At 72.0% G+C, this 15,733-nt stretch carries 12 protein-coding genes; 4 read left to right on the forward strand and 8 right to left on the reverse strand.

From position 1 onward, the window contains the following. Positions 1-95 precede the first annotated feature (95 nt). From murD to rsmH, 8 genes are read right to left on the reverse strand one after another with little or no spacing between them, the layout of a single operon-like run. Positions 96-1,538 (reverse strand): UDP-N-acetylmuramoyl-L-alanine--D-glutamate ligase, encoded by a 1,443-nt coding sequence (gene murD, locus OG251_RS09990; RefSeq protein ID WP_326676822.1) that lies wholly within the window; start codon positions 1,536-1,538, stop codon positions 96-98. Continuing rightward, complete coding sequence (gene mraY / locus OG251_RS09995; protein ID WP_073725268.1) at positions 1,520-2,590, reverse strand: phospho-N-acetylmuramoyl-pentapeptide-transferase; 1,071 nt, start codon at positions 2,588-2,590, stop codon at positions 1,520-1,522. The genes murD and mraY overlap by 19 nt, the downstream gene beginning before the upstream one ends. After that, positions 2,587-4,008 (reverse strand): UDP-N-acetylmuramoyl-tripeptide--D-alanyl-D-alanine ligase, encoded by a 1,422-nt coding sequence (locus OG251_RS10000; protein WP_326676823.1) that lies wholly within the window; start codon positions 4,006-4,008, stop codon positions 2,587-2,589. The genes mraY and OG251_RS10000 overlap by 4 nt, the downstream gene beginning before the upstream one ends. A gap of 4 nt (positions 4,009-4,012) precedes the next feature. Beyond that, positions 4,013-5,752, reverse strand: coding sequence for a UDP-N-acetylmuramoyl-L-alanyl-D-glutamate--2,6-diaminopimelate ligase (locus OG251_RS10005; protein ID WP_385894715.1), 1,740 nt, complete (start codon positions 5,750-5,752; stop codon positions 4,013-4,015). Positions 5,753-5,789: 37 nt separating this feature from the next. Further along, a complete protein-coding gene (locus tag OG251_RS10010) occupies positions 5,790-7,796 on the reverse strand; it encodes a peptidoglycan D,D-transpeptidase FtsI family protein (protein WP_326676824.1) in 2,007 nt (668 codons plus the stop codon). A gap of 4 nt (positions 7,797-7,800) precedes the next feature. Further along, on the reverse strand, positions 7,801-8,442 hold the full coding sequence (locus OG251_RS10015; RefSeq protein WP_326676825.1) for an FtsB family cell division protein: 642 nt from the start codon (positions 8,440-8,442) through the stop codon (positions 7,801-7,803). Further along, complete coding sequence (locus OG251_RS10020; RefSeq protein WP_326676826.1) at positions 8,439-8,591, reverse strand: hypothetical protein; 153 nt, start codon at positions 8,589-8,591, stop codon at positions 8,439-8,441. Before OG251_RS10020 ends, OG251_RS10015 begins: the two co-directional genes overlap by 4 nt. Beyond that, complete coding sequence (gene rsmH / locus OG251_RS10025; RefSeq protein ID WP_326676827.1) at positions 8,588-9,553, reverse strand: 16S rRNA (cytosine(1402)-N(4))-methyltransferase RsmH; 966 nt, start codon at positions 9,551-9,553, stop codon at positions 8,588-8,590. Before rsmH ends, OG251_RS10020 begins: the two co-directional genes overlap by 4 nt. Positions 9,554-9,978: 425 nt before the next feature. Here rsmH and OG251_RS10030 point away from each other — a divergent pair, with 425 nt between their 5' ends. The 4 genes from OG251_RS10030 (at position 9,979) to OG251_RS10045 (ending at position 15,579) form a co-directional block, all read left to right on the forward strand. Next, positions 9,979-10,542, forward strand: a complete 564-nt coding sequence (locus OG251_RS10030; RefSeq protein WP_073725262.1) for a beta-class carbonic anhydrase — start codon at positions 9,979-9,981, stop codon at positions 10,540-10,542. 224 nt (positions 10,543-10,766) lie between these two features. After that, complete coding sequence (locus tag OG251_RS10035) at positions 10,767-11,819, forward strand: AAA family ATPase (RefSeq protein ID WP_326676828.1); 1,053 nt, start codon at positions 10,767-10,769, stop codon at positions 11,817-11,819. After that, positions 11,819-13,189: a DUF58 domain-containing protein gene (locus tag OG251_RS10040; protein WP_326676829.1), complete on the forward strand. Its 1,371-nt coding sequence runs from the start codon at positions 11,819-11,821 to the stop codon at positions 13,187-13,189. Before OG251_RS10035 ends, OG251_RS10040 begins: the two co-directional genes overlap by 1 nt. Then, positions 13,186-15,579, forward strand: coding sequence for a transglutaminase TgpA family protein (locus OG251_RS10045; protein ID WP_326676830.1), 2,394 nt, complete (start codon positions 13,186-13,188; stop codon positions 15,577-15,579). The genes OG251_RS10040 and OG251_RS10045 overlap by 4 nt, the downstream gene beginning before the upstream one ends. The last annotated feature ends 154 nt before the right edge of the window (positions 15,580-15,733 follow it).

Raw genomic sequence — 15,733 nt, forward strand, 5'->3', positions numbered from 1 at the left:
TCGTGCCCGGGGCTGGTGCCGGGCCCGGGAGCCTGCGGCGGTGCCGCGGGCGGCCCGGTGGCACCGGGACACCCGTGGCGCGGCGGCCGGGCCCGTCAGTCGCGCTCGTCCGCGAGTGCGCGGACCGCGTCCGCGAACGCCTCGCCCCGCTTGTTGTAGTTGGCGAACATGTCCATCGAGGCGCAGGCCGGTGCCAGCAGTACGGTGTCGCCCGGCCGGGCGAGCCGTGCCGCTTCCCGGACCGCCTCGGACATCGCCCCAGTGTCGGTCCGGTCGAGGTCGACCACCGGTACCTCGGGGGCGTGTCGCGTCAGGGCTTCGCGGATCAGCGCCCGGTCGGCGCCCATCAGCACGACCCCGCGCAGGTGCTTGGCGGCACCGGTCACCAGCTCGTCGAACGTGGCGCCCTTGGCGAGGCCCCCGGCGATCCAGACGACCGGGTCGTAGGCCGCCAGGGAGGCTTCGGCGGCGTGGGTGTTGGTGGCCTTGGAATCGTCGACGTACACGACGTCCCCGACGTCCGCCACGTGCTCGATGCGGTGGGCGTCCGGGCGGAAGGCCCGCAGCCCGTCGCGGACCGCCGCGGGCTCCACACCGAAGGCGCGGGCCAGCGCGGCGGCCGCGAGGGCGTTGGCGATGTTGTGCGGGGCGGGCGGGTTGACGTCGCCGGTCTCCGCGAGTTCCTGGGCCTGCTTCTGCCGGTTCGCCACGAAGGCCCGGTCGACGAGGATGCCGTCGACCACGCCGAGCTGCGAGGGGCCGGGGGCGCCGAGGGTGAAGCCGATGGCACGGCAGCCCTCCTCGACATCGGCCTCGCGCACCAGGTGCTCGGTGGCCGGGTCGGCGACGTTGTAGACGCAGGCCACGGTGTTGCCCTCGTAGATCCGGCCCTTGTCGGCGGTGTACGCCTCCATCGAGCCGTGCCAGTCGAGGTGGTCCGGGGCCAGGTTGAGCACGGCCGCGGAGTGGGCGCGTACCGAGGGCGCCCAGTGCAGCTGGTAGCTGGAGAGCTCGACGGCGAGTACGTCGTACGTCTCCTCGCCGAGCACCGCGTCCAGCAGCGAGACGCCGATGTTGCCGACGGCCGCGGTGCGCAGCCCGGCCGCTTCGAGGATCGAGGCGAGCATCCGTACGGTGGTGGTCTTGCCGTTGGTCCCGGTGACCGCGAGCCAGGGAGCCGGCTCCCCGCCGTTCAGCCCGCGCAGCCGCCAGGCGAGTTCGACGTCGCCCCAGATGGGGACGCCCGCCTCGGCGGCTGCCAGGAAGAGCGGCTTGTCCGGCTTCCAGCCGGGGGCGGTCACGATGAGCTCGGTGGACTCGGGCAGGGTCGCGCCGTCGCCGAGGCGCACGGTGATGCCGTGCGCCTCCAGTTCGGCCGCCTGGGTACGGCTGCGCTCGTCGTCGCCGTCGTTGACGACGGTGACGAGCGCCCCGAGGCGGTGCAGGGCACGGGCCGCGGGGATACCGCTGACGCCGAGTCCGGCGACCGTGACGCGCTTGCCCCGCCAGTCCACGTTGCTCACTTCTTGGCTGCCCATCCCGCGTAGAAGAGGCCGAGGCCGACGATCACGCACATGCCCTGGATGATCCAGAAGCGGACCACGACAAGGACTTCGGACCACCCCTTGAGTTCGAAGTGATGTTGGAGCGGTGCCATCCGGAAGACCCGCTTGCCGGTCATCTTGAACGAACCGACCTGGATGACCACGGACATGGTGATCATCACGAAGAGGCCACCGAGGATGGCCATCAGGAACTCCGTACGGGAGCAGATCGCGAGCCCGGCCAGCGCGCCGCCGAGGGCGAGCGAACCGGTGTCACCCATGAAGATCTTGGCGGGCGAGGTGTTCCACCACAGGAAGCCGAAACAGGAGCCCATGAGGGCGGAGGCCACCACGGCGAGGTCGAGCGGATCTCGTACCTGGAAGCAGGCGCTGGGGTTGGTCAGGGTGTCCGCGTTGGCGCAGGACTCCTGGAACTGCCAGAGGCCGATGAAGGTGTAGGCACCGAAGACCATCACCGAGGCACCGGTGGCCAGGCCGTCCAGACCGTCCGTCAGGTTCACGCCGTTGGACATCGCGAGGATCATGAACAGCGCCCAGACGCAGAACATCACCGGGCCGATCGACCAGCCGAAGTCCTCGACGAACGAGAGCCGGGTGGAGGCGGGGGTGTTGCCGCTGGAGTCGGCGAACTGGAGCGAGAGCACCGCGAAGGCGACACCGACGATCAGCTGGCCCGCCAGCTTCGCCTTGGCCCGCAGGCCCAGCGAACGCTGCTTGACGATCTTGATGTAGTCGTCGAGGAAGCCGACGAGCCCCATCCCGGCCATCAGGAACAGCACGAGGACGCCGGAGAAGCGCATGTCCTCGCCCGTGATCACCTTCGCCAGGACGTACGCGATGATCGTCGCCAGGATGAAGGCGATGCCGCCCATGGTGGGCGTGCCCTTCTTGCTGCCATGCGTGCGCGGGCCGTCGTCCCGGATGAACTGCCCGTATCCCTTGCGGGCCAGGAGCTTGATCAGCAGCGGGGTACCGACCAGGGTCAGAAAGAGCCCTATGGCCCCCGCGAAGAGGATCTGCCTCATCGGCCGGCGACCTCGCCCTCGGTCGAGTTCTCCAGCAGTGCCAGGGCGACCTTCTCCAGGCCGACCGACCGGGACGCCTTCACCAGCACGACGTCTCCCGGGCGCAGTTCACTGCGCAACAGGTCGACGGCCGCCTGTGCGTCGGACACGTGCACCGACTCCTCACCCCACGAACCCTCGTTATATGCGCCCAGTTGCAGCCAGGAGGCTTCTCTTCCTCCGACAGCGACGAGCTTGCTGACGTTGAGCCGAACGGCGAGCCGTCCGACCGCGTCGTGCTCGGCGAGTGACGCCTCGCCGAGCTCGGCCATCGGACCGAGCACCGCCCAGGTGCGCCCCCCTCCGGCCTGTCGGGCCTTGCCCATGGCAGCCAGCGCACGCAGTGCGGCTCTCATGGATTCGGGGTTCGCGTTGTAGGCGTCATTGACGATCGTCACACCGTCCGGACGCTCGGTGACCTCCATGCGCCAGCGGGAGAGGGTGCCCGCTCCGGAGAGCGCCTCGGCGATCTCAGTCACGGACATGCCCAACTCATGGGCGACGGCGGCCGCGGCGAGCGCGTTCGACACGTGGTGCTCACCGTACAGGCGCAAGGTCACGTCGCTGCACCCGGAGGGTGTGTGGAGCTCGAAAGCGGGGCGGCCGTCCTCGGTCAGCCTGACCTTCTCGCCCCGTACGTCCGCATCCGGGGCTTCTCCGAAGAGAAGGACCCGGGCTTTTGTACGGGAGGCCATGGCGCGCACGAGGGGGTCGTCCGCGTTGAGCACGGCGACGCCCTCCTCGGGGAGAACCTCGACCAGTTCGCCCTTGGCCTGCGCGATGGCCTCCCGGCTGCCGAACTCGCCGATGTGGGCGGTGCCGACGTTGAGGACCAGACCGATCCTCGGCGGGGTCAGGCCAGTGAGGTAGCGGATGTGGCCGACGCCGCGGGCACCCATTTCGAGGACCAGGTGCCGGGTCTCCGCGGTGGCGCGCAGCGCGGTGAGCGGCAGGCCGATCTCGTTGTTGAAGGAGCCCGGCGTCCAGACGGTGGGGGCCTTGCTCGCCAGGATCTGGGCGATCAGGTCCTTGGTGGAGGTCTTGCCCGCGGAGCCGGTGAGGGCGACGACGGCGGTGCCGAGGCGTTCCACGACGGCACGTGCGAGGGTGCCGAGCGCGGCTTCGACATCGTCCACGACGATCGCCGGAACACCGACGGGGCGGGCGGCGAGCACCGCTGCCGCGCCCGCCTCGACGGCGCGCTGCGCGTAGTCGTGGCCGTCGACCTGCTCCCCGGCGAACGCGGCGAACAGGCTGCCTTGCTCCACCTCTCGGGAGTCGATGACGACGGGGCCGCTGACGACTACTGCCTGATCCGGTATGTCGTGCGGCTGCCCGCCGACGATTTCGGCGATCTCGGCGAGGGAAAGGGTGATCACTGGGTCATCCCTGACTGTTGTTCTCGTGGTGAGGGGCGCGGTCCGTGACGCTCGGGGGTGCGTCGTCGGCGCGTGCACGCCCCAGGGACCGTTCGATGGCTGCGTGCAGGACGAGGCGGTCGTCGAAGGGGCGTACCACCCCGTGGATGTCCTGGCCCTGTTCGTGTCCCTTGCCCGCGACGAGGACGGTGTCGCCGGGCTCGGCGCGGGCGACCGCGGCGGCGATGGCCGCGGCGCGGTCGGCGTCGACCAGGACGTCACCGCGTTCGTGGACGGGCACCTCGGCGGCGCCCGAGAGCATCGCGGCGAGGATCGCGAGGGGGTCCTCGGAACGGGGGTTGTCCGAGGTCAGTACGGCCGTGTCGGCGAGACGGGCCGCCGCGGCGCCCATCGGGCCGCGCTTGGTCGTGTCGCGGTCGCCGCCGCAGCCGAGCACGATGTGCACCCGGCCCTCGGTGACCTTCTGCAGCGAGCGCAGGACCGATTCGACGGCGTCGGTCTTGTGCGCGTAGTCGACGACCGCGAGGTAGGGCTGTCCCGCGTCCACCCGCTCCAGCCGGCCCGGGACACCGGGGACGGCCGCGATGCCGTCGGCGGCGGTCTGCGGGTCGACCCCCGCGACGGCCAGGGTGACGATGGCGGCGAGGGTGTTGGCGACGTTGAACGGGCCGGGCAGCGGGGCCTGGGCGGCGATCCGCTCACCCTGCGGGCCCACGGCCGTGAAGGTGCTGTCCTGCGGGCCGACTTCGACGTCCTCGGCGTGCCAGTCGGCGTCCGGGTGGCCCTCGGCGGAGAAGGTGACGACGGGTACGGTCGCCTCCTCGATCAGCCTGCGGCCGTACTCGTCGTCGAAGTTCACGACTCCCCGCCGGCTGCGCTGCGGAGTGAACAGCTGCGCCTTGGCCTGGAAGTAGTCCTCCATGCCGGTGTGGAACTCCATGTGTTCCGGGCTGAGGTTGTTGAAGACGGCGACGTCGAAGACGCAGCCGTCGACCCGCCCGAGCACCAGGGCGTGGCTGGAGACCTCCATGGCGACCGCCTCGACGCCGCGTTCGCGCATGACGGCGAACAGGGCCTGGAGGTCGGTGGCTTCGGGCGTGGTGCGCTCGGACTTGATGCGCTCGTCGCCGATCCGCATCTCGACGGTGCCGATCAGCCCGGTGCTGCGTCCGGCGCCGCGCAGTCCGCCTTCGACCAGATACGCGGTGGTGGTCTTGCCGGACGTACCGGTGATGCCGATCTGGAGCAGGCCGACGCCCGGCCGCCCGTAGATCTCGGCGGCTAGCTCGCCCATCCGGCCGCGCGGGTCCTCGGTGACCAGCACCGGAAGTCCGGTGGCGGCGGCGCGCTCGGCGCCCGCCGGGTCGGTGAGGACCGCGGTGGCACCGAGCCCGGCGGCCTGGGCGGCGAAGTCGGCGCCGTGGAAGCGGGCGCCGGGCAGGGCCGCGTACACATCGCCCGGCCGTACCGCGCGCGAGTCGTGGGTGATGCCCGTGACCTCGCCGGTTCGCGGTGCTTCGACCTGGAGCCGGGCTGCCAGCTCGCCGAGGGAAGTGGGCCGGAGCCGGTCCGGTCGGGGCGCTCCCGGATAGGTCACAGGCGCGTCCTTCTGGGTGGTTTGGGACTGATCAGCGTGGGGCACGGCGGTGAGCGTACCGGGCTGACCCGGCCTCTCGCGAAGCGAGGGACCCGGGTTGCGGTAGTTCTCGTTCCGGTTCCCGGGATCGGGGGTGATGGTTGTCACTGGGGCTTCCCTCGGGGCGTGCTCGCGCACCCCCTTGTCACTCGCCGGGCTTGAAGGACACCGGCAGCCGGGCGGGCTCGCTGCCGGACGGTGGGGTCTGGAGCGTCTTCAGCGCGAACTCCATGACCTGCTTGTAGATCGGTCCGCAGATCTGGCCGCCGAAGTAGCTGCCACTGGTCGGGTTCTGGATCGCGCAGTAGACGGTGATCTGTGGATTGTCGGCGGGCGCGAATCCCGCGAAGGAGGCCGTGTAGCCCTTGTAGACACCACGTACCGGGTCGACGCGGTTGGCCGTACCGGTCTTGCCCGCGACCCGGTAGCCGGGGATCTTGGCCTTGGTCCCGGTACCTTCCTCGTTGCCGACGACGGACTCCAGCATGGACGCCAGTGTCTTGGCGGTCTTCGTGCTGACCACCCGGCTCCGCTCGGGGTCCGGGGCCGCGGTGTAGCGGCCGTCGGAGCCCTTGGTGCCGCGTACGAGGCTGGGGGCGACCCGGACCCCGTCGTTGGCGATCGTGGAGTAGACCGACGCGGCCTGTACGGCGTTGAGCGAGAGGCCCTGGCCGAACGGGATCGTGTACTGCTGCGAGGTCGACCAGTCCTGCGGCTCGGCGAGGATGCCGGGTGACTCGCCCGGGTAGTCGAGCCCGGTCTTGCTGCCGAGCCCGAACTTGCGCAGGTAGGAGTGCAGGACCTTGTTGGACTCGGCCTGGGTCTTGCCGAGCTGTCCGGTGGCCAGGATGGTGCCGATGTTGCTGGACTTGGCCAGTACGCCGTTGAGCGTCAGGTACCAGGTGGGGTGGTCGATGTCGTCCTTGAAGAGCCGGTCGCCGCGGTGCAGCCGGTTGGGCACGGTGACGTGTGTGCCGGGCGTGGCGGCACCCTCCTCCAGCACGGCGGCCATGGACATGACCTTGCTGGTGGAGCCGGGTTCGTACACGTCCTGGAGGGCCGCGTTGCCCAGGGCCGCCCCGTTGACCTGCGAGAGGTCGTTCGGGTCGTAGCCGGGGGCGTTGGCCATGGCCAGCAGTTCGCCGGTCTTCGTGTTCTGCACGATCACATAGCCGCGGTCGGCCTTGGACTTCTTGACCTGGTCGGCGATGGCCCGCTGGGCGGCCCACTGGATGTCCCGGTCGATGGTCAGCTCGATGTCGGAGCCGGACACGGCCGGGATCTCCCGGGCACCCGCGGTGGGCACCCTGCGGCCGCCGGACTGGGCGTACCTGATCTTGCCGTCCTCGCCCGCGAGCTGTTTGTTCAGCTGCGATTCGAGTCCGCCGCCGCCCTTGCCGTCGGCGCTGACGAAGCCCAGTATCCCGGCGGCGAGGTCGCCGTTGGGGTAGACCCGCTTGGTGGTGGGCTCCTGGAGGACACCGGCGAGCACGTTGGCCCCCGGGCCGCCGCCGGCCTTGTCCTTGGCGGCCTTCTCCGCGAAGACGGACTTGAGGTCCTTGATCTGCTTCCAGACCTGCGGGGTCTGCCGGCGGGCCAGGACGGTGTAGCGGCTCTTGGGCGTCGACAGCTTCTTGGTCAGCTCCTCGACGTCCTTGCCGAGGATGGGCGCGAGGAGGGCCGCCGCCTGCTGCGGCGCGTCGGCGGCCTTGCTGTCCTCGGGCGTGAACATCTTGGGGTCGGCGGTGATGTCGTGCGCGTCCACGCTGGTGGCCAGGGCGATGCCCCTGCGGTCGGTGATCTCGCCGCGCTCGGCGGCCACCGTGTACTCCAGGTAGCGGTTCTCGTCGGCCTTGGCCGCGTACGCACTGGCGTCGACGGCCTGGACCTGGAGCAGCCGGGCCACGAAGACCAGCATGACGACCGTCAGGCCGAGGCCGACCAGGCGCAGCCGGGGGCGGGGACTGCCCAGACGCAGCGTGCGCCGGGCACGGTTGCGATCGGCCTTGGTGCCCGGCCGCCGGGGAGCGGGGCGCGGGCGTCCGCCCTCGGGACGCACGGTGGACCGGGGGCGGCCGGAGCCGCCCGCTCCGTTCATGCGCGGGCGCGTGGGGCCGGGTACGCGGCGGCGCGGCGGTTCCTTGGGCGGCACTGCGTCACCTGCCGGGGCTCGTCGTGGGCGGGGTCGCCGCGGTGCGCGGCGGCACGGTCTCTGCTGCGGGGTCGGCGGGCCCGGCGGGCGCCTCGCGGGTTGTTCCGGTGGCGCCGCTCGCCAGGCCCCCGGGGGCTTCGGGGGCGGCGGGCGTGGGGCCGGCGGCCTCGGAGGCGTCGGGGGTGGGCGTGGCGCCCGGTGACGTGCCGTCCGAGGGCGCGGCCGGGACGGTGGGCTCGCTGGTCTCGGGCTCCGGCTCCGGGGTGGGGGACGGCTCGGTGGTGACCTCCGCGGGCACCCCGCGGACCGTACCGTCCGGGTCGAGGAAGGCGGGGCTGCCGCCGGGCACCATGCCGAGTTCCCGGGCGCGGCGCTCCAGCGCGTCGGGCTGGGAGTATCCGTCGACGTCCCGCTGGAGGGCCTGCTGCTCGTCCGTGAGCTCGGTGGTCTCCTTCTTGAGCTCGCTCAGCCTGAACGATCCTTCGTTCAGTGCGGAGTTCAGCAGGAGAAGGCCGATGAGCCCGCCGCCCAGGAGCAGGACGACCAGCAGGACGAAGGGGGTGCGGGCCGCGTTGGTGGGCCCCGACGGCATCAGCCGGGCGAGCCGTCCGGCCCGCCCTTTCAACTGCGCGGCCGACTTGCTCACCGCATCGCCCCTGCCGCCTCGGCCGTCACGCCGGTCACCGCCCCGCTCGCCGCACCCGTCACCGTCTCGGACGTCCGGCCGGTCACCGCATCGGACCTCCGGCCCGTCACGGCACCGGTCGCCGCCTCCGACGCTCCGGGAGCGCTCATCGCTCCTCCTCGCGGATGCGCTGGGCACCGCGCAGCCGGGCGGGGGCGGCGCGCCGGTTCTCGGCGACCTCCTCCTCGGTGGGCAGCTCCGCGCCCCGGGTGAGCAGCTTCAGCCGGGGCTGGTAGCGCTCGGGGACGACGGGCAGCCCGGGGGGCGCCGTGTTGGCGGCGCCGGCCGCGAAGACCTGCTTGACCAGCCGGTCCTCCAGCGAGTGGTAGGACAGGACCGCGATGCGGCCACCGACCGCGAGGCTCCGTACGGCGGCCGGGATGGCCCGCTCCAGGACGGTGAGTTCGCCGTTGACCTCGATGCGCAGGGCCTGGAAGGTGCGCTTGGCCGGGTTTCCCCCGGTGCGCTTGGCGGCCTGCGGCAGGGAGTCGCGGATCAGCTCGACGAGCCTGGCGCTGTTGCTGAACGGCTCCTTCTCGCGCTCGCGCACTACGGCGGAGACGATCCGCTTGGCCTGCTTCTCCTCGCCGTACGCGCGCAGGATCCGGACGAGTTCGCCCGGCGGGTAGGTGTTGAGCACCTCGGCGGCGCCGATGCCGGTCGTCTGGTCCATGCGCATGTCGAGCGGGGCGTCCTGGGCGTACGCGAACCCGCGGTCGGCCTCGTCCAACTGCATGGAGGAGACGCCGAGGTCGAACAGGATGCCCTGGACCTTGGGGACGCCCAGCCGGGCGAGCACCTCGGGGAGCTCGTCGTAGACGGCGTGCACCAGAGTGGCCCGGTCGCCGTACGGGGCGAGCCGTTCACCCGAGAGCCGCAGCGCTTCCTTGTCCCGGTCCAGGGCGATCAGCCGGGCGGTGGGGAAGGCGGAGAGCAGGGCCTCGCTGTGGCCACCGAGGCCGAGGGTGCAGTCGACGACCACCGGCGCCCCGGTGCTCGGGGTTTCCAGAGCCGGGGCCAACAGGTCCAGACACCGCTGGAGCATCACCGGGACATGTCGGGTCTGGCTCAAAGCGCCCTCTCAGGCTCAGTCCCGTGCGGCAGCGCGTGCGTCCTGGTCCCCGCCCGCCCTGAAGGGGAGGTCCGCCGGCGCCGGGGAAGGGGCGTCGGCCGACCGAGAGCGGGAGAGGGCCGGGCCGCACGTAACACCGCACAGCACGGGGAAAAACGGAACGTACGACATCTGTATCTATGGAATGCGCGATATGTGCGGGGTGTGTCGGTAACTTCGCGTCACTTTAGTCCACCCTGCCATTCGATCGATTCCCGATCAACGAACCGGGCAGCGCGTCGGCCCGCCGCCGGCACACCCCGGAGCTCACCCGACCGGGCGCATCTCCATGAGGCTTGTGGGTTACCTCACAACAAGCCTCGTTGACGTTCTTTGTCCACTCTCACAGCAGGCTTCGTCCAGCTGGGAGAGCTAACGTCATCTTCATGTCGACTTCCGCGCACTCCCCCGCCGAACCCGTGACGACCGCCCCGGGCACGGCCAGTCCCGGCAGCACGGTCACCGACCGCCTGGTCGAGGCGAACGCCCGGTACGCGGACGAGTTCAGCGACCCGGGCATGGACGCACGGCCGGTGCTGCACGTCGCCGTGGTCGCCTGCATGGACGCCCGCCTCGACCTGCACGACGCGCTCGGCCTCGAACTCGGCGACTGCCACACCATCCGCAACGCGGGCGGCGTGGTCACCGACGACGTGATCCGCTCGCTCACGATCAGCCAGCGGGCACTCGGCACCCGCAGCGTCATACTCATCCACCACACCAACTGCGGCCTGGAATCGCTCACCGAGGACTTCCGGCAGGAGCTGGAGCACGAGGTCGGCCAGCGGCCGGTCTGGGCGGTGGAGGCCTACTCGGACGCCGACCAGGACGTCCGCCAGTCGATGCAGCGCGTACGCACGTCGCCGTTCCTCCTGCACACCGACGACATCCGCGGCTTCGTCTTCGATGTCACCACCGGCCTGCTGCGCGAGATCCTTCCCGCTTCCTGACGGACCCGCCCCACCCCTCCTCCGGCGGCATCAGGACACCGAAACCCCGGCAACAGCCGACATATCGCACCCACTTATCCACAGGCGAGTGACACGAAGCGGTAACGGCAACAAGAATGCGGGGGTGACATCGCCCCGGGTCCTCCGGCGCGGTGTCCGAATTTCGGGGTGGGCCGGGGCGGAAGCGCACGCCGGCCCATGCGCAAAGGGCCGAGGAGGGCCGGGTGACGACCTATGACGATCGAGCGAGCCTCACAGATCTGACCACCACAGCGGAGCGGGTGCGCCGGTCGGTGGAAGGTGTGATCGAAGGCAAGCCTGAGGTCGTACGGCTTTCGCTGACCGTGCTGCTCGCGGAAGGGCATCTCCTCATCGAGGATGTCCCCGGGGTCGGCAAGACCATGCTGGCCAAGGCGCTGGCGCGGTCCATCGACTGCTCGGTGCGGCGCATTCAGTTCACACCGGATCTCCTGCCTTCGGACATCACCGGTGTGTCCATCTTCGATCAGCAGCGGCGGGACTTCGAGTTCAAACCGGGCGCCATCTTCGCCCAGATCGTGATCGGCGACGAGATCAACCGCGCCTCGCCGAAGACCCAGTCCGCGCTGCTGGAGTCGATGGAGGAGCGCCAGGTCACCATCGACGGACAGACGTACGAGCTGCCCGACCCGTTCATGGTGGTGGCCACCCAGAACCCCGTGGAGATGGAGGGCACCTACCCGCTGCCCGAGGCCCAGCGCGACCGCTTCATGGCCCGGGTCTCGATCGGCTACCCCAGCCCGGAGGCCGAGCTCCAGATGCTCGACGTGCACGGCGGCGTCTCGCCGCTGGACGACCTCCAGCCGGTGGCGCACGCCCACGACATCGTGAAGCTGATCGACGCGGTGCGCACCGTCCATGTCGCCGATTCCGTCCGCAGGTACGCGGTGGAGCTGGTCGGGGCCACCCGTAACCACCCGGATCTCAGACTCGGCGCCTCGCCGCGCGCGACCCTGCACCTGCTGCGCGCCTCGAAGGCCTCCGCCGCCCTCAGCGGGCGCGACTACGCGCTGCCGGACGATGTACAGGCGCTCGCGACAGCGGTCCTCGCGCACCGCCTGCTGCCCACCGCGCAGGCCCAGCTGAACCGCCGCACGGCCGAACAGGTGGTGCTGGAGATCCTTCAGCGCACACCCGTGCCGACCTCGGCCGGTGGCACCGCGGCCGACGTGCGGTCCCCGCACCTGCCGGGCCGCCCGGCGTACGGCCAGCAGCAGCCCGGCGCACGGCGCCTGTGATGGCGGCCGGGGAGCCCGGTGCCGTGGAGAGCGGCGACGACAAGGGCGGTCTGCGGGCGGCCCTGGGCGGGCTGACCACCCGGGGACGGTCCTTCCTCGCCGCCGGTGTCGCCGCCGCGGTCTGCGCCTATGTGCTGGGCCAGGGCGACCTGCTGCGGGTCGGGCTGCTGCTCGCCGTACTGCCGCTGCTGTGTGTGACGGTCCTCTACCGCACCCGCTACCGGGTCGCGGGCAGCCGGCGGCTGTCGCCGTCGCGGGTGCCCGCCGGTTCCGAGGCGCGGGTGCATCTGCGGATGGACAATGTGTCCGGGCTGCCCACCGGGCTCCTGATGCTCCAGGACCGGGTGCCGTACGTGCTGGGGCCGCGCCCCCGTTTCGTACTGGACCGGGTGGAGGCGGGCGGCCGGCGCGAGGTGTCCTACAAGGTCAGGTCCGACCTGCGCGGGCGCTACCCGCTGGGCCCGCTGCAACTGCGGCTCAGTGACCCCTTCGGTATGTGCGAGCTGACCCGCTCGTTCAGCGCGTACGACACCCTGATCGTGATCCCGCGTACCGAACCCCTGCCCACGCTGCGGCTCGCGGGAGAGGCGTCGGGATACGGCGACGGGCGGCAGCGCTCGCTGGCCCTGGCCGGTGAGGACGATGTCATCCCGCGCGGCTACCGGCACGGCGACGATCTGCGCCGGGTCCACTGGCGTTCCACGGCGCGCTACGGCGAGCTGATGGTGCGGCGCGAGGAACAGCCGCAGCGGGCCCGGTGCACGGTGCTGCTGGACACCCGGCAGATCGGCTATCAGGGGGCCGGGCCCGACTCGGCCTTCGAGTGGGCGGTGTCGGGCGCGGCGTCCGCGCTGGTGCACATGCTGGAGCGCGGCTTCGCGGTACGGCTGCTGACGGACAACGGGGATTCGGTGCCGGGTGAGGGCTCCGACGGGTTCGCCGGTTCGACCCAGGAGTCCGCGGACTCGGCCGGGCTGATGCTGGACACCCTCGCGGTCGTCGAGCAGTCCGACGGCGGTGGCCTGTCGCGCGCCCACGACGTGCTGCGCGGCGGTGCCGAGGGACTGCTGATCGCCTTCTTCGGCGATCTCGACGAGGAGCAGACGGCGGTGGCGGCCCGGATGCGGCAGCGCAGCGGCGCGGCCGTCGCCTTCGTCCTGGACAGCGGGGCCTGGGTGCACGGCGGGGGCGAGCGGGGCGCGGGCGCCGACGAGCGGCTGCGGCTGCTGCGCGAGGCGGGCTGGATCGCGGTGCCGGTGCCCGCCGGGGCGGAACTCACCCGGCTGTGGCAGCAGGCGGGTCAGCTGCCCGACGGCACCCAGAGCGCCGGGAGCGGCGGTTCGACAGGTTTCTCGGGGGGATGGTCATGAGCGGGCGGACCCGGCTGGCGCTGTGTGCCTTCGCGGCGACGCTGATGGCGGCGGGCGCTCTGCTGCCACTGGTGGAGTCGGCGGGGTGGCTGCCGCAGGCAGTGGTCCTGCTCGCGATCCAGGGCGGGGCGGGCGCGTTCGCCCGCCGGATGACGCCGGCCAGGTCGCTGACCGTGGCCGCTCAGGCGCTGGTCACCCTGTTGGTGCTGACCGTGGTGTTCGCCAGGGACCACGCGCTCTTCGGTGTCCTGCCCGGACCGGAGGCGGTCGAGCGGCTCGGGGCACTGCTCACGGCGGGCGCCGACGATGTCGGCACGTACTCCATTCCGGCACCGACGACGGACGGCATCCGGCTGCTGCTGATCGGCGGTGTGCTGCTGATCGGGCTCGCGGTGGACGCCCTCGCGGTGACCTTCCGCAGCGCGGCCCCGGCCGGGCTGCCGCTGCTCGCGCTGTACTCGGTCGCCGCCGGGCTGGCCGACGGCGGAGCGAGCTGGCTGTGGTTCCTGCTCGCCGCCTGCGGCTATCTCCTGCTCCTGCTGGCCGAGGGCCGCGACCGGCTGTCCCAGTGGGGGCGGGTCTTCGGCGGCGTCGCCCGGTCCTCGGACGGTCTGGCCGGGCTCGTCGGTTCCGGCAGCGGGGCGACGGCCCCGGTCCGCACCGGGCGGCGCATCGGCGCCATGGCCCTGGGCATCGCCCTGGTCGTCCCCGCGGCTCTGCCCGCTCTCGACGGCGGTCTGCTGGGCGGTACGGGCACCGGGAACGGCAAGGGCAGCGGAGGCGGCACCATCTCCGCGGTGAATCCGCTGGTCTCGCTGCAGAACAACCTCAATCAGCCGGAGAACCGGGAGGTGATGACGTATCGCACCAACTCCGGGAACCCCCAGGACCTCTATCTGCGGATCCTGGCCCTGGACCAGTTCAACGGTAGCGAGTGGCGGTCCTCGACCCGTCGGCTCAAGGATGTGCCCGAGCGCCTCCCCGATCCCACCGGGCTGAGCCCGGACGTCGCCGTGACCGAGATCAGGACGAACATCGCGGCGTCGCGTTCGTACCAGCAGACCTATCTGCCGCTCCCCTACCCCGTGACCGAGGTCAAGGTCGGCGGGCGCTGGCGGTACGAGCCCGAGGGCCGCACCCTCGTCGGCGACGACGGCCAGACGACGCGTGGCGCCCGGTACGAGGTCGGCAGTCTGGTGGTCGAACCGACCGCGGCCCAGCTCGCGGCGGCGGGTCCGCCGCCGGAGGCACTGGCACGGGAGTACACCCGGCTGCCCGGCTCGCTGCCGGACGTGGTGGCCGAGACGGCGGGGAAGATCACGCAGGGCTCGGCCAGCGACTACGAACGGGCCGTGAAGCTGCAGGACTGGTTCTCCTCCTCGGGCGGCTTCATCTACGACACGACGGTCACCTCGGGGACCGGATCGGCGGCGATCGGCCGGTTCCTCAAGGACAAGCAGGGCTTCTGCGTCCACTTCTCGTTCACGATGGCCGCGATGGCCCGGACGCTGGGCATCCCGGCCCGGGTCGCGGTGGGCTTCACGCCGGGCACCGTCCAGGCGAACGGGGCGTCCTCGGTCGGGCTGCGGGACGCGCACGCCTGGCCCGAGCTGTATTTCGAGGGTGTGGGCTGGACCCGGTTCGAGCCGACACCTACGCGGGGCACCACCCCGGCGTACACCCGGCCCGACGCCCCCTCGGGCGACGCGGCCAACCCGGTGCAGCCGTCCACGAGCGCCTCCGCCGCGCCGAGCGCCGCGCCGTCCGCCTCGGAGAGCTGCCCGGCGCAGATGCGCCGCCAGGGTGAGTGCGGTGCCTCTGCGGCGCCGGGCGCGGTGGGCCCCACCGATCCGGGGACCCCCGCCGGCACGGTGACCCTGATCGTTCTCGGCGCGTTGCTGGTGCTGCTGCTGCCTCTGCTGCCGCTGCTCTGGCGGGTCCGTGCCCGGACCCGGCGGCTGAGCTCGTCCGAGGGACGCACGCCTGCGGACGCCAGGGCCCGCGTCCTGGCGGCCTGGCGGGAGATCACCGACTCGGCATGGGACCACGGCATCGTGCCGGACGAGTCGCTGACCCCGCGCAAGGCCGCGGCGCGCGTCGTGCGGCTGGGGCGGCTCGACTCCACCGCGGCTGCCGCGGTGCACCGGATCGCGGGGGCCGTGGAGCAGGTGCTCTACGCGCCGCAGCCCCGGCCGGCCTCCGGCCTCGCCGAGGACGCCCTCGCGGTACGGGCGGCTCTGCGGGCCTCCGTGGACCGCGCCGCACGGCTCCGCGCCACGCTCGCGCCCCGCTCGGCCGTCCGGGTGGTGTGGGCTCTCACGGAGCGCCGTGCGGAGTTCGCCCGCCACTGGTCCCGCCGACCGCGCAGGCCGTCGCGCCAGCACGGCTGATCCGGGGTCGGTGGCCATGGGCCGGGCCCACCCCTCGCGGGCGGACCCGGCCCATCGCCACGCCCGCCACACATGCCTCGCCCAGAGCCCCCGCCGCGCCCGCCGTACACGCGGCCACCCGCCCTCCGGCGAGCGCTGATCACCGAGCGTCGCC

The sequence above is a fragment of the Streptomyces sp. NBC_01237 genome (genome assembly GCF_035917275.1).
Classification (GTDB): domain Bacteria; phylum Actinomycetota; class Actinomycetes; order Streptomycetales; family Streptomycetaceae; genus Streptomyces.